This window comes from Sorangium sp. So ce117, assembly GCF_051524395.1.
Taxonomy (GTDB): Bacteria; Myxococcota_A; Polyangia; order Polyangiales; family Polyangiaceae; genus Sorangium; species Sorangium cellulosum_B.
The window spans coordinates 8975215-8994603 of record NZ_CP150309.1; the positions used below are offsets into that span (position 1 = coordinate 8975215).

Genomic DNA, 19389 nt, shown 5'->3' on the forward strand with positions numbered 1-19389 from the left:
GTAGTGAGGGGTGATTAGAAGGCCTGGGCTCCCTGGGTCGGGCCGAGCCGGCGCGGCAGGTAGCGCCCGGCGCCCCGCTCCACGTCGAGCTTGCCGTCCACGCACTGGACCCGGCCGTTGACGATGACGTGCGTCGGCTTCCCCTTCACCTCGAAGCCCTCGAAGATGCTCCGGTCGCACCGGTGATGGTGGGTCTTCGCGGAGATCGTGCTCGTCCCCTTCGGGTCGAAGACCACGAGATCCGCGTCGCCGCCCGGCACGATCGAGCCTTTGCGCGGGTACAGCCCGAAGATCTTGGCCGGCTGCGTCGAGAAGAGATCGACGAAGCGGTGGACGTCGATCCGCCCCGCGAGCACCCCGTAGGTCCAGAGCAGGGCGAGGCGGTTCTCGATGCCGGCGGCGCCGTTCGGGATCCGCGAGAAATCGTCCTTGCCCATGTCCTTCTGGCCGACCTGGTTGAAGGGACAGTGGTCGGTCGCCACGGTCTGGATGAGCCCCGACGAGAGCGCGGCCCACAGCGCGTCCTGGTGGCCCTTCGGCCGGATCGGCGGGCTCATCACGTAGGCCGCCCCCTCGAAGCCGGGCTTCTCGTACACCGAGTCGTCGAGCAGGAGGTACTGCGGGCACGTCTCGGCCATGACCACCTGGCCCCGGCTCCGCGCCTCGGTGACCGCGGCGAGCGCCTCCTTGCAGGTGAGGTGGACGATGTAGATCGGCTCGCCGATCATCCGGGCGAGCATGATCGCGCGCCCCGTCGCCTCGCCCTCGATCGGCGCGGGGCGGCTCTGCGCGTGGTACCGCGGGTGGGTCTTGCCCTCCTTCAGGAGCTTCTTCTGGAGCGCGACGACCGCGTCGCCGTGCTCGGCGTGGACGGTCACGAGCGCGCCGAGGCCCTTGGCGGCCTCCATCACCTGGATGAGCTCCGGATCGTCGACGCCGATGGCCCCGCGGTAGGCCATGAAGGTCTTGAACGACGGGATGCCGTGCTCGCGCGTGCAGACGGCCATCTCCTCGAGGGTGTCGTCTCCGAACCAGGTGACGGCCATGTGAAAGGCGTAATCGGAGACCGCCTTCTTCGCCTTCTCGTTCCACATCGCGAGCCCGTCGAGCAGCGCCTGCCCTCGGGCCGGGATCACGAAATCGATGATCGAGGTCGTGCCCCCGGCGACGCCCGCCGCCGTGCCGGTCTCGAAATCATCGGAGCTCTCCGTCCCCATGAACGGCAGCTCCATGTGCACGTGCGCGTCGACCCCGCCGGGGAAGATGAGCTGCCCCGAGGCGTCGATCACGGTGTCCCCCGCGCGCTCCTTCGACAGCCCCGCGCCGACCGCGGCGATCTTCCCGTCCTCGCAGTAGACGTCGCCGACGAACCGGTCGCTCGCTGTGATGATCTCGCCGTTCTTGATCAGGATGCCCATGTTGCTCCTCCGCGGGTGAGCGCCGGGCGGCGGGTCCCCTCCGGGGGCGGCGCCGCCCTCCCGCCGCCCCGGGCCCTCAGGGCAGCTGTTCCGTGAGCTCGCCGTACGTCTCGGGCCGGCGATCGCGGTAGAACTGCCACGTCCTCCGCACCTCCTCGATCAGGTCGAGGTTCATCTCGGCGACGACGAGCTCGTCCTTGTCCTCGCTCCCCGTCGCGAGGAAGCTGCCCCGCGGGTCGCAGAAGTAGCTCGTCCCGTAGAACTTGCCGATGTTCCACGGCGCCTCGGTGCCGACGCGGTTCGAGGCGGCGATGAAGTAGCCGTTGGCCACGGCGTGCGCCGGCTGCTCGAGCTTCCAGAGGTACTGGGAGAGCCCGGCGACCGTCGCCGAGGGGTTCCACACGATCTCGGCGCCGTTCAGGCCGAGCAGCCGCGCCCCCTCCGGGAAGTGGCGATCATAGCAGATGTAGACGCCGATCCGCGCATACCGCGTCTGGAACGTGGGATAGCCGAGGTTCCCCGGCTTGAAGAAGAACTTCTCCCAGAACCCGTTCGTGTGCGGGATGTGCGTCTTCCGGTACTTGCCGAGGTACGTGCCGTCGGCGTCGACCACGGCGGCCGTGTTGTAGTAGACGCCCGCCATCTCCCGCTCGTAGATCGGGATGATCATCACCATCTTGTACTTCTTGGCGTACGCCGCGAGCCGCTCGACCGTCGGGCCGGGGACGGGCTCGGCCACATCGCACCATTTCGCGTCCTGCGAAGGACAGAAGTAAGGTGTGTTGAAGACCTCCTGCAAACAGAGGATCTGCACACCCCTCTTCCCCGCCTCGTCGATGAACGACAGGTGCTTCTCGAACATCGCGTCCCGGATGGCCATGACGGAGGCGCCGTCGTCGGCGATCGGGGTGGAGCACTGGATCAGCCCGCCAAGTACGTTCCGTGCCATCAGAACCACCTCGTGATGACGATCTTGCGCTCCGTGTAGAAGTCGATGGCCGTCGGGCCGTGCGCCTTCAGATCGCCGAAGAAGCTGCCCTTCTGGCCGCCGAAGGGGAAGAAGGCCATGGGCGCCGCGACGCCGATGTTCACGCCGACCATCCCGGCAGACGCGCGGTGCTGGAACTCGCGCGCCGCGCGGCCGCTCGACGTGTAGATCGACGCCGCATTGCCGTACTCGCTCCGGTTCGCGATCGCGATCGCCTCGTCGAGGTCGTTCGCGCGCATCAGGCACGCGACCGGCCCGAAGATCTCCTCGGTCGCGATCACCATCCCTGGCCGCACGTCGTCGAAGACCGTGGGCCCCACCCAGTTGCCGTCCGGATACCCCTCGACCCTGGCGTCCCGGCCGTCGAGGAGCAGCGTCGCCCCCTCCGCCACGCCCTGGTTGATGTACGAGAGCACCCGGTCCCTGTGCGCCGCCGAGATCACCGGGCCCATGGTCACGCCCGGCTTCGATCCGTCGCCCAGCACGATCCCCTTCGCGTGGCGCACCAGCCCGTCGCGCACGGCCTCGTAGGTGTCGCCGACGCACACGACGACGCTGCCGGCCAGGCATCGCTGGCCGGAGCAGCCGTAGATGGACTCGGCCACGTTGGCGACCGTCATCTGCCGCTCGGCGTCCGGCATCACGACGAGGAAGTTCTTCGCCCCGCCGAGCGCCTGGACCCGCTTGCCCGCCTCCGCGGCGCTCTTGTACACGTGGCGCGCGACCGCCGACGAGCCGACGAACGACACGCCCGCGATGTCCCTGTGCGCGCAGAAGGCGTTCACGACATCGCGGCCGCCGTGGACCAGGTTCACGACGCCGGGCGGCAGCCCGGCCTGCTCGATCAGCTCGAAGATGCGCTGCTGCGAGAGCGGGACCTGCTCCGACGGCTTGAGCACGAACGTGTTCCCCGTCGCGATCGCGTACGGCAAGAACCAGAGCGGCACCATCGGGGGGAAGTTGAACGGCGTGATCGCGGCGAAGACGCCGAGCGGCTGGCGGATCGTGTGGCAGTCGATCCGGGACGCGACGTCCTCGAGGGCCTGCCCCATCAGGAGGGCCGGGATGCCGGCCGCGTGCTCGACGTTCTCGATGCCGCGACCGAAATCGTTCCGGGCCTCGGCCAGCGTCTTGCCGTGCTCGGAGGTGCAGATCGCCGCGATCTCGTCGCGATGGGCGTCGAAGATCTCGCGCAGCTTGAAGAGGTAGCGCGCCCGCTGCACCGGCGGCGTCGCGCTCCAGCCGGGGAACGCCGCCTGCGCGGCCTTCACCGCCGCGTCGACGTCGGCCGCCGTCGAGAGGGGCACCTCCGCAAGAGATTCCCCGGTCGCCGGGTTCTTCACCTCGAGGCGCGTCGCCCCCGAGGCTCGAGACCAGGCTCCGCCGACGAAGTTTTCCAGCACACGCATCGTGAAAAACCTTTCCCCCCGGCGAGGTCGTCACTCGGCAGCCCCGACCAACAGGCCGGGCGCCGCCCTGGCCGCTGGGCATCACAGCCCACCGATCGAGCGCTACATGCGGTGGGGGCCATCCGTCAAGCCTCGGTGCGACGCGGCGCGCGCCGCACCCCCTGCGGAAGATCCCCAGCGCACATCCCGTAGTATAGACCACAGAGCAGCTGGCGGCCCACCGTGCAACTGCCCAGCAGCACGTCATGAAATACTTTGGAAATAACTCGGGTATGCCCTGGCTGGGCCGCGCGAACGACGCGAGCGACGCGAGCGAGAGGACCATGCCGCTCGAGCGACTCCATCCGCCGCGATGCCCCACGTCGAGCCGGCCCGGCGCGACTCCCTCGCGACCGCGCGCGCCGCGCGGGAGTCGCGCCGAAGCGCGACGCGGCCCGTCCACCGGAGCACCGCATCGAAAGTGGCTCCCGGTCGTTGCTCCGTCGATCGAACCGTCCTAGGTGCACCCGCATGGACCTCGCGGATCCTTGCCCGGTGGCCAGGCGCACGACTATCCCAGGGGATGGCTGTGCGCGCTGGCGGCTCGGCGGTGCGCAGACGTAAGATCGGTGCGCGCTCGGTGAGACGATGACGAAACCCAGCATGCTGTTCGACACGACGGAGCACGTGCTCATCGCCGTCCACGGCAGGGAACCGCCGACCGACGAGGAATGGGAAGGGTATATGCAGGCGGCGGGCAGTCTCCCGCCCGCCTGCACGAAGACTCTCGTGGTGACCGCCGGGGGGGGACCCAACGCGAAGCAGCGGGCATCCATCAACGACTACGTCAGCAAGACCGCGCTCACGGTGGCGATCTGCACGGACGCGCTTCTCGTCCGGCAGATCGGGACTGCGCTCAGCTGGTTCAACCCGCGGGTCAAGGCGTTCCGGGGCAGCGACGTCGTGGCCGCGCTGCGCTATCTGGAGATCACCGGGCCTGAGGCCGCCGAGGTGCAACACAAGGTCACGAAGATGAGACTCGAGATCGAGGGCCGGCCGTCCCGCGCGCCGCGCTGACCCGGGGGCCGCCGGGGAGATCGTGGCGACGCCTGGGGCGCGGGGGTGGTAGGAGGGTGGCAGGAGGGGGACCGGACCACCGCGATGAACACGACCCGCTGGCAGCAGCTCATCTCCTCGCGAGAGGCGCGAGAGGCCCCGAACGGCGCGTGGCGCCCCCGCTTCTTCCGCCCGGCGCGCGAGGACGACGCGGAGGAGCTCGGCCGCCTGCTCCACGACGACGCCCGGATCGAGATCTTCGACACGATCGACCGGCAGCTCGCCGATCTCGTGAAGACCCGCCACCCCCGGGAGCGCCTCGGTGAGCGGGACGTCGCGCGGCTCGTGGGAGAGCGCCTGAACGGCGCCCCCATCGAGGCCTATGGAGTCTGGGTCTACTATCCGTGGTCGCACCGCCTCGTGCACCTGCTCGATGAGGCCGAGTTCGTCGAGCTGCGGACCGACCGGAACAAGCACAAGATCAGCGGCGAGGAGCAGGCGGCGCTCGCCCGCCGGCGCATCGGCGTCGTCGGCCTCTCGGTGGGGCAGTCCGTGGCGATGACCATCGCGCTCGAGCGGGGCGCCGGCGAGCTGCGCATCGCGGACTTCGACCACCTCGATCTCTCGAACCTGAACCGGATCCGGACCGGCGCGCACAACCTCGACCTGCCGAAGGTCGTCGCCACGGCGCGCGAGATCGCCGAGCTCGATCCGTTCCTCCACGTGACGTGCTTCCCCGAGGGGGTCACGGCGGACAATATCGAGCGCTTCCTGCTCGACGGGGGCAAGCTCGATGTCCTCGTGGACGAGTGCGACAGCCTCGATATCAAGCTCCTGCTCCGCACGAGCGCGCGCGCCCACCGCATACCGGTCGTGATGGAGACGAGCGACCGGGGGCTCATCGACGTCGAGCGCTTCGATCTGGAGGGCGATCGGCCGATCCTCCACGGGCTCGTCGGCGATCTCACGCCCGAGCGCGTCCGCGGCCTGTCGACCGAGGACAAGGTGCCTTATGTCATGCAGATCATCGGGCAAGACGCGATCTCGCTCCGGCTCCGCGCGTCGCTCGTCGAGGTGCAGCAGTCGGTGAGCACATGGCCTCAGCTCGGGTCGGCGGTCGTCCACGGCGGGGCGGCGGCCGCGGACACGGCGCGCCGGATCGCCCTCGGGGAGCCGGTGCGGTCAGGCCGGTATTATGTCGACCTGGAGGAGCTCATCAGCGGCCCCGAGGGGGAGCCCGCCGCCGCGGGCGCGCCGCGCGCCCCGGGCCCTGCCCTCGCCGCGGCGGCGGGCCCACTCCCGGCCGCCGAGGCCGGCGCCGTCGCGCTCGACCCGGCGCGGCTGCGGCGGCTCGTCGCGGCGGGCGTGGCGGCGCCCTCGGGCGGCAACTGCCAGCCCTGGCTCTGGGTCCACGAGGGCCGTCGCCTCGGGCTGTTCCACGACCGGGCGCGCTCCGAGTCGCTCGCCGACTTCCAGGGCACGGGCGGCGTGGTCGCGCTCGGCGCGGCCGCCGAGAACGTCGTCCTCGCCGCGCACCGCGAGGGGCTCGGCGTGCGCGTCTCGCCGTTCCCGCGCGAGGGCGACGAGGACCTGGCCGCCACGTTCGCGTTCTTCGGCGCGCCGCCCCCCGGCGCCGAGGAGCACGCCATGGATGGCCTCGCGGACGCCATCGGGCTCCGGCACACGAACCGGCGCCCTGGCCAGCGGGCGCCGCTCGCGGAGGAGCACCGCGCCACCCTCCGCGCCGCTGTCGAGTCCATCCCCGGGGCGCGCCTCGGGCTGCTCGAGGCGCCGGCGGAGCTCGACGAGATCGGCGCCCTCATCGGCGCCGGCGACCGGCTCCGGATGCTCGCCAGGCAGACCCACGCCGACATGATGAGGGAGGTCCGCTGGACCGAGGCGGAGGCCGAGGCGCGCCGGGACGGGCTGTTCGTCGGCACGCTCGAGCTCTCGCCGACCGATCTCGCGGGGTTCAAGATCTGCCGGGACTACCGCGCCCTGGAGCTCGTGCGGCGCTGGGGCGGCGGCCGGGGGCTCGAGAGGATGGCGCAGAAGGCGATCCGCTGCGCGGCGGCCGTCGGGCTGATCACCCTGCCGCGGGCCCGGCTCACCGACTATTTCCAGGGCGGCCGGGCGGTCGAGCGCGCGTGGCTCACCGCGACGCAGCTGGGCATCGCGGTCTACCCGATGACGACGTTGCCCTACCTGTTCGCGCGGCTGATCCGGGGCCGCGGCGAGGGGCTCGACGCGGAGACCGCGGAGGCCGCGGCCGGGCTCCGGGAGCGCTATCTCCGGCTGTTCGACGTCACCGACGCGACGGCGGAGGTCCTGCTCTTCCGCCTGTCGCTCGCGGGCCCCGTGTCGGCGCGTTCCCTCCGCCGCCCCGTCGACGACGTGCTCGTCGTGCGCTGACCCGGCGCCGCGGGCGGCCTGCGCGGCGCCGCCGCGGCCCGCGCAGCGCCGGCCCTCACGGCGTCGGGCGATCGCCGAAGAGCCAGCCGCGCGCGGCTGCCTCGTCCTTGAAGACCCGCACGAGCTGCGCGGTCCCCGCCTCACGGGCGATCCGGCTCGCCTGCAGCGCCGCGAGATCGCTTTGCACGAGCTCGGCGGCCCTGATCACCCCCATCGCGGTCGAGGTCGCCGCGATGTCGCGGAGGAGCTCCGTCGCCTCCTCGGAGGCGATGGAAAAGCCGCGGAAGTCCACGAGGACGCGGATCCTCCGGCCATAGAGCGAGCCGAGGGCCTTCTTGTACTCCGCGGCGTACGCCTGCGCCTCCTCCGTGCGCACGACGCCTTGCAACGTGACCTCGATGAGCGCGTTGATGAGGTCGATCTTGAGCTGGTACATGCCGCCTCACCTGGAGAACCGAGAGCGAGACTGAGACCGAGAGACCATAGCGTCGCGCCGCCGCTGATCCAGGCCGTTATCGCGGCTTCGGCTCGGTGAGCCGGTAGATATGCTCCACGAACTCCGGGACGAGCTCCCTGGCGACGATCCACAGCCGTCCTTCGCCGAGGTCGTGCAAGCCGGCAGGACCATCGAACGTCAGCTTGCCGCGCTCACCGAAGTAGATGAACGACTTCCTGTCGTGGCTGCGGAACCAGCCGCACGCCGCGTCGAGCAGCGGGCCGAGCGCGGCGTCTCCGCCGGGGCGCATCGGGAAGATGCGGATCGAGTCGAGGAGGCGGAAGAGGTTCGTGCCGAGCTCGCCGAGCTCGAGGACCGCGACCGCCAGCGGCTCGCCGTGCTGGCGCGCCACGAGGAGCACGCGCTCCCGCTCCAGGCCCGCGCTGCGCCAGCGCTCGACGCAGGGCCCCATCCCGAGCCTGCCGGGCACGAGATCGAGCGCCTCCGCGTACATGCGCGGCGACGTCGCGCACAGGAGGCCGAGCAGCGCCGCCTGCTCCCCGGGGGTCGGCTCGCCGATCTCGATCGGCCCGCCGGCGTCGCGCGGCGCGCGCGGCGCGGCGCGCGCGTCCACCCCCATGAGGCGGAACGGCAGCGACAGGACGTGGCCCGTCTCGTGGCGCGCGCGGGCGAACTCGAACAGCGATCGCTCGTTCCACGCGACGTGCGCCTCCGCGTAGGCGATGATCCAGCGGCACTCCGGGTCGGCCATCGCGTGCTCGAAGCAGCGAGTGAACATGTCGCGGAGCACCTGCCGGGAGCTCAGGTTCGACGCGGACTTTGGCCGCTTCGCGAGCTGATGAATCATCCACGTGCTGTGGTATGGCTTCATGATCGAGAAATTGCCCTCGATCCCGTGCTCGGACAGACACGCCACGTTGTACAGGAGGTGCGGCACCGCCGCGGCCTTCTGCGCCATGGTCAGGAAGCTCGGCTTGATGGCGTCGAAGTGCTCCGGCCGCCGCCCGGAGAGGTTGAAATAGCCGGACGAGTCGAAGAGATCCCAGAGCTCCGCCTGCCACGCGGTCCCCCCGTAGGTCGTCGCGTGCAGGATGCGGGACACGAGCCTGAGCCAGCGCCGCTCGTCCTCGCGCCGCGCGGCGGTCACGTGCACGCTGCAGAGCTGGGTGTCCGCGCCCTCCACGACCGACACCGACCGCACCTCGCCCCGCAGGTGGACGACGCCGTCGTCGCCGTCGGGGAGCTCCAGCGAGAGCTTGTGCCTGGGGAGCAGCGGCGGGTGTCCCCTCGTCAGCGCCATCCGCAGGCCCGAGAAGGACACGTCGACCACCTCGGCCTCGATCGGCGGGATGTGAAGCCACTCGGGGTGCAGGAAGCGCGCGGTGAGATCGGCCTCGACGCCCCGCTGCAGCAGGCTCTTGCGGAGGCGCTCCACGCGCGCCGGCAGCGCGGAGACGAGCTCGCCCGGGCGCACCTCGTCCGCGCGGACGTTGAAGCGAAAGACGGAGTTCTGCCCGGCGATCTCGACCGCGGCGTCCTCGCTCCAGCCCTTGATGCCGAACCACGTGACCGTCCCGGCCCCCACCTCGCCGAGCATCACGCAGAGGGGCGGCGCGCTCTCGGCGGCGCGGCGGACGACGCCCTTCCTCCGCAGCAGGAAGCCGAGGATGTTGCGCACCCTCCTGGGGTCGTCGATGACTTCGCGCACGTGCCCCGCGTCCGCGGCCGAGGGCCTGAACAGGCTCGCCGCGGCCGCCTTGGCCGTGCCCGCGTCGACGAGGGCGCGCAGCACGTCGCGGATCTGCCCCGCCGCGCGGGAGGGGGTTCCGTCCTCGAACGACAGCCCGATGAGCGGCCCCCGCAGGCCCATCGACTGGAGCACCAGCACGGCGGAGAGCGGACCGATCTCGACGTCGCCGGCGTACAGGCGCACCCGGACGACGCTGCCGAAAGGGAACGAGGTCCGATAGTCGGGCTCGATCCAGGCGCCCATCGAGCCGAGCAGGACGATCGGGTAGCTCAGGTCGCGCCCCTCGATGCGCAGCCAGGCAGCGCCGCCGTCCAGCCAGCACGCCTCCGGCACCCTGACCGCCGGATCTCCCCCGAGGAGCGCCCGATCCAGAGGCCCCCCGTCAGCGCTGCCGCCGGCGGCCCAGCGCGCGTCCTGCCCGAAGCCGACCTTCGGAACCACGGTCACGCGGTCGCCCCCTCTGTCGCGAGGCCACGCGTTCCAGGTGAGGAACAGGCAACGAGGCTGCTCCGCCAACATGGCGAGGAATCACGGCGCTGTTCGGCGAGCTCGCCAACACCCCGCAGGAGCTCACCTGGAAGCCGGGAAGGAGGCAGATCCACTTGCGCGTACTTCCAGATCCTCTGTACCGGATGTCAACATCCCGCGTCAAGCGCCGCCCGTGCCGCGCGCGCCGACGTGTGTCGCCGCCGTCGGTGCCATCGACGCCCATCGACGCCATCAACACCGTTGACGTACTTTGCGTTCACGCATCCGTCGTAATCGCCGTCGCCCCGCGCCCTGAACACGGGAGCAAGATCGCCCAGGATCCACCGGAGAGCGGGGCGATGGTCCGGACGTGGCGGGCGGTCACGGCTGTCCATGCTACAAAGCGCCACCCCGATGCCTGACATGAGCCCCTTCCTGCACGCCGACGGCTGGATCACGCTGGCGACCCTCAGCGCGCTGGAGATCGTGCTTGGAATCGACAACATCGTCTTCCTCTCCATCATGACGGCGAAGCTGCCGCTGGAGCAGCAGCCCATCGCCCGCCGCATCGGCCTCGTGCTCGCCCTCGGGATGCGGCTGCTCCTCCTGCTCGCGATCTCATGGGTGATGGGACTCAAGGCTACCCTGTTCAGCCTGCTCGGACACGACTTCAGCGGGCGTGATCTGATCCTGCTGGCTGGCGGTGTGTTCTTGATTGGCAAGGCGACCCACGAGATGTTCGATAAACTCGAGGTCGACGATCCCAAGGAAGATCAGCCGAAGGCGAAGGCGTCCTTCCCCTCCGTCATCGCGCAGATCGTGCTGCTCGACATCGTCTTTTCGCTCGACTCGGTCATCACCGCCGTCGGCATGGCGCAGCACATCTCGATCATGATGGTGGCCATGTTCATCGCGGTGGGCGTGATGCTCGTCTTCGCCGGGAGCATCGGCGCGTTCATCCAGCGCCACCCGAGCATGAAGATCCTCGCGCTGAGCTTCCTGCTCCTCATCGGCGTGGTGCTCATGGCCGACGGCATGGGCCAGCACATCAGCAAGGGGTATATCTACTTCGCGATGGCCTTCTCGCTCGGCGTCGAGCTCATCAACATGCGCCTCCGGGTGCGCCAGCGGCCCGTCCAGCTGCGCACGAGGATGGGGAGCTCTCCGGACCTCTCGCCGGCGCACGAGCAGGCTCCGCCGCGGAGCTGAGCCCCACGCCGGGATCTCCGCGGAAGAGCCGGAGAGGCGGCGGAGGCCGGGGCGCTTGGAGCGAGCACCGGGAGAGCCTGTAAACAATTCGCACAGAGGTGGTCTACGAGGGTCGACGGCGAGAGCGGCCGGTCCCAGAAGTGACACCGGGGTTCTCCACCGAGGTGAGCGTGAGCGACGAGCGAGACGACCAAGGAGACTCAGAGCGAGGAAGGCAGCGGCGCATCGTGGTCGTCGACGACGACGACGCGATCGTCGAGACGCTGGCGGAGGTGCTGCTGGCGGAAGGGTATGAGGTCGAGGGGTACACCGACCCCCTCGAAGCCCTGGAGCGGCTGCGCTCCCAGGCGCCGCCCGACGCCATCGTCATCGACTGCGTGATGCCGTTCCTGGACGGGCCGCGCCTCATAGAGACGCTCGCGGCCGAGGGGAGATCGGCGCCGGTCGTGCTCGTGACCGCGCTCAGCGATCCCGGCTTCTGCATCGATCCGAACCACCCGGACGCGACGCGGATCATCAACAAGCCGTTCGACCTGGAGCAGCTGCTGGAGACGCTCGACGACCTCACGAGCGCGCCCCCGGTGAGCGAGCCAGAGGCGCGGCGGCGCACGCGGACCGCGTCGACGCAGCGGACGTAGCGGCGCCGGACGCCCGCAGGCTGGGGGCGCCCGGACCACGGCGGGCCGCCGCGCGGCGCCGCGCTCCGCCACGGCGGGCCGCCGCGCGGGCGCGCCTGCCCGCCGTGGCGGAGCGGCGCGCTCAGGGCCGGGGGAGCGCCGCGGAGAGCCCGTGGACGGCCTCGGCGCCCACGGGGACGGTGACGCTCGACTTCTTGAAGTCGCCGCCGACCGGCTCGTAGGAGCCGTCGAGGCACTGCGCGAGGAACGTCTCCGCGATCGCGTTGAACGACATGGAGTTCTCCGGGCGGGCGAAGCCGTGGCCCTCGTCGGGGTACAGCACGTACGTGACCGGGATCCCCTTGCTCGTCATCGCCTTGACGATCTGATCGCTCTCGGCCTGCTTCACGCGCGGGTCGTTGGCGCCCTGGCCGATGAGGAGGGGCCGCTTGATCTGGTCCGCGCGGTAGAGCGGCGAGCGCGTGCGCAGGAGATCGCGGCCGTCCTCGGTGCGGGGGTCGCCGACCCGCTTCGCGAAGAGCTCGAGCATCGGCGCCCAGTAGGGCGGGATGGACTGGAGCAGGGTCACGAGGTTCGACGGGCCGACGATGTCGACGCCGCAGGCGAAGGTCTCCGGCGTGAAGGTCAGCCCGACGAGCGTCGCGTAGCCGCCGTAGCTGCCGCCCATGATCGCCACGCGAGCCCTGTCGGCGATGCCCTGCGCGACGGACCACTCCACGGCGTCGAGCAGGTCGTTGTGCATCTTGCCCGCCCACTCGAGGTCGCCCGCGTTGACGAACCTCTTCCCGAAGCCCGTCGAGCCCCGGAAGTTGACGCTCAGCACGGCGTAGCCGCGGTTCGCGAGCCACTGGTGCATCGGATCGAGGCGGAAGGAGCTGCGCGCCCAGGGGCCGCCGTGGACGAGGAGCACCATCGAGAGCGGCCTGTCCGGCTTGCCGTCGCCGTCGGGGTCGGCGGCGCGCGGCAGCGACAGGTAGCTCACGAGCTCGAGGCCGTCGCGCGCCTTGATGACCACGGGCCGCATCTTCACGAGCGGCTGCGACTCGAGCGCGGCGCGGTTCGTGAAGAGGAACGTCGCCTTCTTCGCGTCACGGTCGTAGAGGTAGTATCGGACGGGGCCGTCCGACACGGTGTATCCGACGGTCCAGCGTTTGTCGTCGAGCGACCGGCTCAGCACGTCGAGCTCGCCGTCGGCGACCGCGCGGAGGGCGTCGAGATCCGGCTGGATGCTCTTGTCGAGCACCTGCCAGCGCTTGCGCTCGCGCTCGGAGGCCGCCGCCTGGACCTTGCCCGTCTTCGGGTGGACGATCACGTCGCTGACATCGGCCTTCGCGTCCTCGGCGAGCACGGCGGGCTTCGCCTTCCGCAGATCGAGGGTGACGAGCGCGGAGGTGTCGCGGCCGCGGCTGTCCCGGAAATAGAGCGTCTTGCCGGCCGCGTCGAAGCCGATCGCCTCGCTCGTCACGGCGTCCTCGGGCCCGAACGCGACGAAGGGCTTCGGCTCCTTGCCGGTGAGATCGAGGAACTCCTGGCCTCCGTCGCGCGTCATCCGCGACGCGAGCCGCGCCTTGAAGTCATGGTCGGTGACGAACCCGACGAATCCGTCGTTCTGCCGCACGAGCTTGCGCTCGCCGGTGCGCACGTCGACGCGGTAGAGGTCGTGGACCTTCTTGTCCCGATCGTTCATGCCGATCAGGATCTCGTTCGGGATCTTGGGGCTCATCCCCTCGAACATCGCGGCGATGCCCTCGAAGGGGGTGAGGTCCTTGATCTGCCCGGTCTTGAGCTCGACGGCGTAGATGTGCCAGTTCTCGTCGCCGGCCTTGTCCTGGCGATAGAGGACGTAGTCGTTCGCGTAGGGGAACAGGAAGGTGCGCACCCCGCGGCTCTGCTCCTTCGTGACCGGCTTGGCCGACGCGGGCGCCTGGGCCGGGCCGACCCACACGTTGAGCACGCCCTCGGAGGGGGCGAGGAACCCGAGCCGCTTGCCGTCCGGGCTGATCTGGGGGGACATGCGATCCGGGTTGCCGAAGAGCATGCGCCGCGGCATGAGCGTCGCGTCGGCGCGCGGCCCGGCCTTCGTCGGCGCGGCCGGGGCTGCGGCCGCCGGGGCCGCGGCCGCCGGGGCTGCCGGCGCTGCCGGCGCCGGCGCGGCGGCCTGTCGGGGCGGCGCCGGGGCGGGCGCCGGAGCGCCGCCGCAGGCGAGCGGCGCGAGGACGGGCAGCAGCAACAGCGATCGGAGCGTGTGGGGCAGGTTCATGGTTCACCTGAGCGCGGAGCCACCGGCGGCACTCCGTATGCGCCGCGCCCGCGCGCCGAGGGTCATACCCAGATCCCGGAGGCCGGTCTACGTCCGTGGAGGAGGTTGAGGTAAAGAGATGATCTCGAGCAGCGTCCCCGAGCTCCGGCTCCGCACCCGCAACGCCATGCCTGTCCGCGAGGGCGGCGACTACGTCCTTTACTGGATGATCGCGAGTCGCCGGACACGGTACAATTTCGGTCTGGAGCGCGCGATCGCCTGGTCCATGGCGCTCGATCGACCGCTCGTCGTGCTCGAGGCGCTGCGGTGCGGCTACCGCTGGGCGAGCGACAGGATCCATCGCTTCGTGATCGACGGCATGGCCGACAACGCGCGCCGCCTCGCGGCGGCCGGCGTCGCGCATCACCCCTACGTCGAGCCCGCCGAGGGGGCCGGCAAGGGCCTGCTCGGCGCGCTCGCGGCGCGGGCGTGCGTGGTGGTCACGGACGACTACCCCTGCTTTTTCCTCCCGCGCATGGTCGCCTCGGCGGCGCGGCAGGCGCCGGTTCGCCTCGAGCAGGTGGACTCGAACGGCCTCTTGCCGATGCGCGCGGCCGATCGGGTGTTCACGACCGCGCGCTCGTTCCGCATCTTCTGGCAGCGGGTGATCGGCGAGCACCTCGGCGCGCAGCCGGCGGCCGATCCGCTGAAGCGGGCGAAGCTCCGGCCTGCGGCTCCCCTCCCCCGCGCGATCGCGCGCAGGTGGCCGGCGGCCTCGCCCGCGCTCCTCGGGGGCGACCCTGCGGCGCTCTCCGCGCTCCCCATCGATCACACCGTCCCGCCGGCGCCCTGCCGGGGCGGCCCGGAGGCGGCTGGCAAGGCGCTCGCGCGCTTCGTCGCGGACCGGCTGCCGCGCTACCTAGAAGAGCGCGATCACCCCGACGCCGGCGCGACGAGCGGCCTGTCGCCGTACCTGCACTTCGGCCACCTCGCGGCGCACGAGGTCTTCGCGGCCGTCGCCCGGCGCGAGGGCTTCCGCGTCGAGCGGCTCGGCCGCCCCGGGGACGGCGTGAAGCGGCCGAGCGGCAGCCGCGAGGGGTTCTGGGGGATGAGCGCCTCCGCCGAGGCGTTCCTCGAGCAGCTCGTCACCTGGCGGGAGCTCGGGTTCAACGCCTTCGCGCTCGGGGCGAGCGAGGGAGACGGGCCGCGCCCCTCGTGGAAGCGCGATCCGACCGAGTACGAGTCGCTGCCGGACTGGGCGCTCGCCACGCTCGAGAAGCACGCGCGCGACAGGCGCCCGCGCGTCTACCCGATCGAGGCGCTGGCGGCGGGGGCGACCTACGACCGGATCTGGAACGCGTCGCAGATCGAGCTCCTCCGCGAGGGGCGAATGCACAATTACCTCCGGATGCTCTGGGGCAAGAAGATCCTGGAGTGGTCGCGGACGCCGCGCGAGGCGCTCGAGATCATGATCGAGCTCAACGACCGGTATGCGCTCGACGGCCGCGACCCGAACTCGACCTCGGGCATCTTCTGGGTGCTCGGCCGCTACGATCGGGCCTGGGGTCCAGAGCGGGAGATCTTCGGCACGATACGTTACATGTCGTCCGACAACACGGCCCGGAAGCTGCACCTCAAGGAGTATCTGGCGCGCTATACGCCGTAGCGCGCGCGGCCACCGGCGGCGCGGGCGGCGCGCCCGGGGGAGCTCGCCCTCGGGGTTCCGGGAGGCGCGGCCCGGGGGCTCACCCGCGGGGGTAGACCGGCGGGGCAGCCAGCGATGCAGGGCGACTCACCGCCGGCGGCGCCCGTGTGAACGGCGGCGGTGGACGCCGGCGGCGCGCTGGCGGCCGGGGCGCACGCGGGGTTCGACGCGGCCGCCGAGGTGAGCTATCGAGCGGCCGTGGATCTCCTCCGTGAATTTTTCAGCAGGCTGAGGGAGCTCGAGTCGCTGCTCCAGTGGGGCGGCTACCCCGTCCTGATGATCATCATCTTTGCCGAGACGGGGCTGCTCATCGGGTTCTTCCTGCCCGGGGACTCGCTGCTCGTCACCGCCGGGGTGCTGGTCAACGCGGGGCTCATCAACCCGCTCGGGTTACCGAACTTCCAGAACCTGCTCCTGATGAACGTCACGCTGATGGCGATGGCGATCATCGGCGACGCGGTGGGCTTCTCGATCGGGCGGCGCGCCGGCCCGAAGATCTTCACGCGCGAGCAGTCGCTCCTGTTCCGCAAGGATCACCTGATCGCGACGCAGAAGTTCTACGAGAAGCACGGCGGCAAGACGATCATCCTCGCGCGCTTCATGCCGTTCGCCCGGACGTTCGCGCCGGTCGTGGCGGGCGTGGGGCAGATGCAGTACCGGCGCTTCGCCATGTTCAACATCGTGGGCGGCGTGCTCTGGGTCTTCTCGATGACCTTCCTCGGCTACTTCCTTGGCAAGGTCTTCGACGCCAAGCAGATCGAGCGGGTCGTCTACCTGATCATCTTCGTCTCCGTGGCGCCGGTCCTCTTCGGGGCGATCAAGCACAGGCTCCAGCAGAAGAAGGACGCCGCGCGGATCGAGGCCGAGCCGTAGGCGCTCTCCGGCGGACGTCGCGAGCGGATCGCGTCGAGTACGTCATCGCGCAAGCCTCCCGGGTCGGGCGCTCGCGAGCGGCCACCGAGGCCGCCCGCCCCTTGTACTCCGCGCCACCTCCCCGCTACGCTCTCCTCTCACCATGGCGCATCAGCCCGCCGTCCCCTCCGGCGTCCCCGTTCCCGGCGACGTCCTCGCGGGCAAGTACCGCATCGAGCGCGTCCTCGGCGCGGGGGGCATGGGCGTGGTCTTCGCGGGCTGGGACGTCGTCCTGGAGCGCCGCGTCGCCGTCAAGCTCCTCCTCCCCGAGGCCGCCGCGCTCCCCGACGCCGGCGCCCGCTTCCTCCGCGAGGCCCGCGCCGCCGCGGCCCTCGACGGGCAGCACATCGCGCGTGTCCTCGACATGGGCACGCTGGGCACCGGCGCCGCCTACATGGTGCTGGAGTACCTGACCGGCGACGATCTCGGCCAGGTGCTCCAGACCCGCGGCATCCTCCCGCTCGCCGACGCCGCCGACTACGTGCTCCAGGCCTGCGAGGCGATCGCCGAGGCCCACGCGCGCGGCATCATCCACCGCGATCTCAAGCCGAAGAATCTCTTCCTCACCCGCCGCCCCGACGGGACTCCCCTCCTCAAGGTCCTCGACTTCGGCCTGTCGAAGTTCACCGCCACGGGCGACTCTGTCAAAGAGGCGAGCCTGACCGCGACGGGCCTCATCATGGGCTCCATCCATTACATGTCGCCGGAGCAGATTCGCAGCCTGAAATACGCGGATGTGCGCACGGACATCTGGGCTCTCGGCGTGATCCTGTATCGCATGCTCACCGGGCGGCACCCGTTCGAGGGCGACAGCATCACCGCGGTCACGGCGGCCATCATCATGGATGCGCCCACCGCCGTCCTGGCCCTGCGGCCGGACCTGCCGCCCGCCGTCGGGGAGCTCGTGGGCCGGTGCCTTGCGAAGGATCCGGGCGCCCGCGTCCAGAGCGTCGCCGAGATCGGCCGCGTGCTCGCGCCTTTCGGGACGCAGCGCGGGCGGCTCTCGTTCGAGAGCATCGACCGGATCCTGCCGGAGCGTGCTTCCCGCGCCGGGTACCCGCCGGTGGGCGCTCCCCCCGCGGCGCCCGGCGCGCTCGGCGCGTCCTCGCCCGCGTGGCGTGGAGCGCCCGGAGCGGCCGAGGCCGCGACGGCGCCCATGCCGGACCGCCCGGACACGCCGTCGTCGCCCGGGAGCGAGGCGGCGGCGGGCACGGCGCACGCGACGCTGCCGCACGCTTCCTGGGGCAACACGACGCGGACCCGGGCGCCGCGCAACCGCGTGGCGCTGCTGGCAGGCGCCGCCGGCGCGCTCGTCCTGACCGGGATCTTCCTTGCGTGGCGGCTGACGCCGAGCGGGTCCCCGGACAGCGACTCGCCCGTGGCCTCATCGAGCGCCGCGCCCGAGATCGGGCCGGCGTCCCCCGGCGCGGCCGGCGCCCCCGGCGCGGCCGGCGGGGTGACGGCGACCCCCACCGTTGCCGCGATGGAGACCGCGAGCGCTGCGCTCGAGGCCACCGCAGCGCCGGTCGCGAGCGCCTCCCCGGACGCACGAGCGAAGGCAGCGGCATCTTCGACAGCGGCGACACCGCCGGTGAAGGCGAGCGCGAACGCCGTGAGCACGGCCAGACCGACGTCGTCCTCACAGGTCAAGACGCAGATCAAGACCGAGGATCCTTGGAACAAATGGGACTGAGACGAACAAGAGGTACTCGCGCGATGCGGTGCGCCGCCCTGTGCGCCGCCCTCTGCGCGATGAGCCGCTCGGCTTCCGCGCAGCCCAACGATCCGAAGGCCCAGGCACAGGAGCTCTTCGAGCAGGGCCGCGCAGCGGTCGAAGCGCGAGGCTGCGCGCACGCGATTCCGCTCTTCCGCCGCAGCCAGGCCACCTATCCGTCGCGCGGCACGCTGCTCAACCTGGCCCAGTGTGAAGCGGACCTCGGGCGCGTGGCGAGCGCGTGGCAGCACTTCAAGGAGCTGCTCACCCAGCTGACGCCCGGCGATCCCCGTATGGCCATCACCCAGCAGCGCATCCGGGAGCTCGAGCCGCGCGTGCCCAGGCTGGTCATCGAGCTCCCGGCGGGCGCACCGGCGCCGACGGAGCTGCTCCTCGATCAAGCGCCGCTGCCGCAGGCCAGCATCGGCAGCGAGCTCCCGCTCGACCCCGGGAACCATGCCGTCGTCGCGCGATGGCCCGGCGGCCGGCAGACCGACGCGCCCGTGACCCTCGCGGAGGGTGCGCGCAACGTCGTGCGCCTCGATCCGCCGCAGGCCGCCGCGCCGCCTCCGGTCCCCGTACCCGACGCGCCGCAGGACCCCGCGATCTCCTCGGGCCCGCCCCCCACCCCCGCCGCTCCCTCGAGCTTCAAGCGCACGCTCGGCTTCGTCATCGGCGGCGTCGGCGCCGCGGCCGTGGGCGGGAGCCTCATCACGGGCGGGCTCGCGCTCGGCACGAAGGGCGATCTCGAGAAGGAATGCCCGGATCCCTCGCGGTGCAGCGACGACGGCATGTCCCTCAGCTCGCGGGGCCAGACGCTCACCACCACGAGCACCGTGCTCGGCGCCGTCGGCCTCGTCGGCATCGGCGCTGGCCTGGTGCTCCTCCTGACGTCGCCGGAGCAGCGCAGCTCGGTCGCTCTCGCGCCCGCGATCCTGCCCGGCGGCGGCGGCGCGCTTCTGCGCAGCCGCTTCTGAGGGCCCGGAGCGCCCGGCGGGCCGGCCAGGCGCTCCAATCCTCAATATTTTCTTATAC

The 19389-nt window shown here is 71.2% G+C and carries 14 protein-coding genes; 8 read left to right on the plus strand and 6 right to left on the minus strand.

Going from position 1 to position 19389, the window contains the following annotated elements; all coding sequences use genetic code 11:
* Positions 1 to 14 precede the first annotated feature (14 nt).
* From hydA to WMF46_RS33615, 3 genes are all read right to left on the minus strand, one after another.
* Positions 15 to 1418, minus strand: coding sequence for a dihydropyrimidinase (hydA, locus tag WMF46_RS33605; RefSeq protein ID WP_437543740.1), 1404 nt, complete (start codon positions 1416 to 1418; stop codon positions 15 to 17).
* 76 nt (positions 1419 to 1494) lie between these two features.
* Positions 1495 to 2367, minus strand: coding sequence for a nitrilase-related carbon-nitrogen hydrolase (locus WMF46_RS33610; RefSeq protein ID WP_437709781.1), 873 nt, complete (start codon positions 2365 to 2367; stop codon positions 1495 to 1497).
* A complete protein-coding gene (locus WMF46_RS33615) occupies positions 2367 to 3815 on the minus strand; it encodes a CoA-acylating methylmalonate-semialdehyde dehydrogenase (RefSeq protein ID WP_437980940.1) in 1449 nt (482 codons plus the stop codon). Before WMF46_RS33615 ends, WMF46_RS33610 begins: the two co-directional genes overlap by 1 nt.
* A gap of 627 nt (positions 3816 to 4442) precedes the next feature.
* On the opposite strand from WMF46_RS33615, the gene WMF46_RS33620 reads away from it, so the two are divergent.
* Together WMF46_RS33620 and WMF46_RS33625 are read left to right on the plus strand one after the other, a co-directional pair.
* Positions 4443 to 4871, plus strand: a complete 429-nt coding sequence (locus WMF46_RS33620) for a hypothetical protein (RefSeq protein WP_437980941.1) — start codon at positions 4443 to 4445, stop codon at positions 4869 to 4871.
* 84 nt (positions 4872 to 4955) lie between these two features.
* Positions 4956 to 7262 (plus strand): Rv1355c family protein, encoded by a 2307-nt coding sequence (locus tag WMF46_RS33625; protein WP_437980942.1) that lies wholly within the window; start codon positions 4956 to 4958, stop codon positions 7260 to 7262.
* Between the two features lie 55 nt (positions 7263 to 7317).
* On the opposite strand, the gene WMF46_RS33630 is transcribed toward WMF46_RS33625, so the two are convergent.
* Both WMF46_RS33630 and WMF46_RS33635 read right to left on the minus strand, forming a co-directional pair.
* Positions 7318 to 7698 (minus strand): STAS/SEC14 domain-containing protein, encoded by a 381-nt coding sequence (locus tag WMF46_RS33630; protein WP_437543750.1) that lies wholly within the window; start codon positions 7696 to 7698, stop codon positions 7318 to 7320.
* A 76-nt stretch (positions 7699 to 7774) separates the two neighbouring features.
* On the minus strand, positions 7775 to 9916 hold the full coding sequence (locus WMF46_RS33635; RefSeq protein WP_437980943.1) for a hypothetical protein: 2142 nt from the start codon (positions 9914 to 9916) through the stop codon (positions 7775 to 7777).
* A 435-nt stretch (positions 9917 to 10351) separates the two neighbouring features.
* Here WMF46_RS33635 and WMF46_RS33640 point away from each other — a divergent pair, with 435 nt between their 5' ends.
* Positions 10352 to 11146: a TerC family protein gene (locus WMF46_RS33640; RefSeq protein WP_437980944.1), complete on the plus strand. Its 795-nt coding sequence runs from the start codon at positions 10352 to 10354 to the stop codon at positions 11144 to 11146.
* 170 nt (positions 11147 to 11316) lie between these two features.
* Entirely contained in the window at positions 11317 to 11784 is a 468-nt protein-coding gene (locus tag WMF46_RS33645; protein ID WP_437980945.1) for a response regulator, read from the plus strand.
* Positions 11785 to 11905: 121 nt separating this feature from the next.
* Here the strand turns inward: WMF46_RS33645 and WMF46_RS33650 are convergent, their stop codons facing one another.
* Entirely contained in the window at positions 11906 to 14044 is a 2139-nt protein-coding gene (locus tag WMF46_RS33650) for a S9 family peptidase (protein ID WP_437980946.1), read from the minus strand.
* Between the two features lie 118 nt (positions 14045 to 14162).
* On the opposite strand from WMF46_RS33650, the gene WMF46_RS33655 reads away from it, so the two are divergent.
* From WMF46_RS33655 to WMF46_RS33670, 4 genes are all read left to right on the plus strand, one after another.
* Positions 14163 to 15689 carry a deoxyribodipyrimidine photolyase gene (locus tag WMF46_RS33655; RefSeq protein ID WP_437980947.1) on the plus strand — a complete coding sequence of 509 codons (1527 nt, stop codon included), beginning with the start codon at positions 14163 to 14165 and terminating at the stop codon, positions 15687 to 15689.
* Positions 15690 to 15908: 219 nt separating this feature from the next.
* Positions 15909 to 16601 (plus strand): VTT domain-containing protein, encoded by a 693-nt coding sequence (locus WMF46_RS33660; protein ID WP_437987961.1) that lies wholly within the window; start codon positions 15909 to 15911, stop codon positions 16599 to 16601.
* 142 nt (positions 16602 to 16743) lie between these two features.
* Complete coding sequence (locus WMF46_RS33665; protein WP_437980948.1) at positions 16744 to 18333, plus strand: serine/threonine-protein kinase; 1590 nt, start codon at positions 16744 to 16746, stop codon at positions 18331 to 18333.
* 23 nt (positions 18334 to 18356) lie between these two features.
* A complete protein-coding gene (locus tag WMF46_RS33670; protein WP_437543764.1) occupies positions 18357 to 19331 on the plus strand; it encodes a tetratricopeptide repeat protein in 975 nt (324 codons plus the stop codon).
* Positions 19332 to 19389 lie beyond the last annotated feature (58 nt).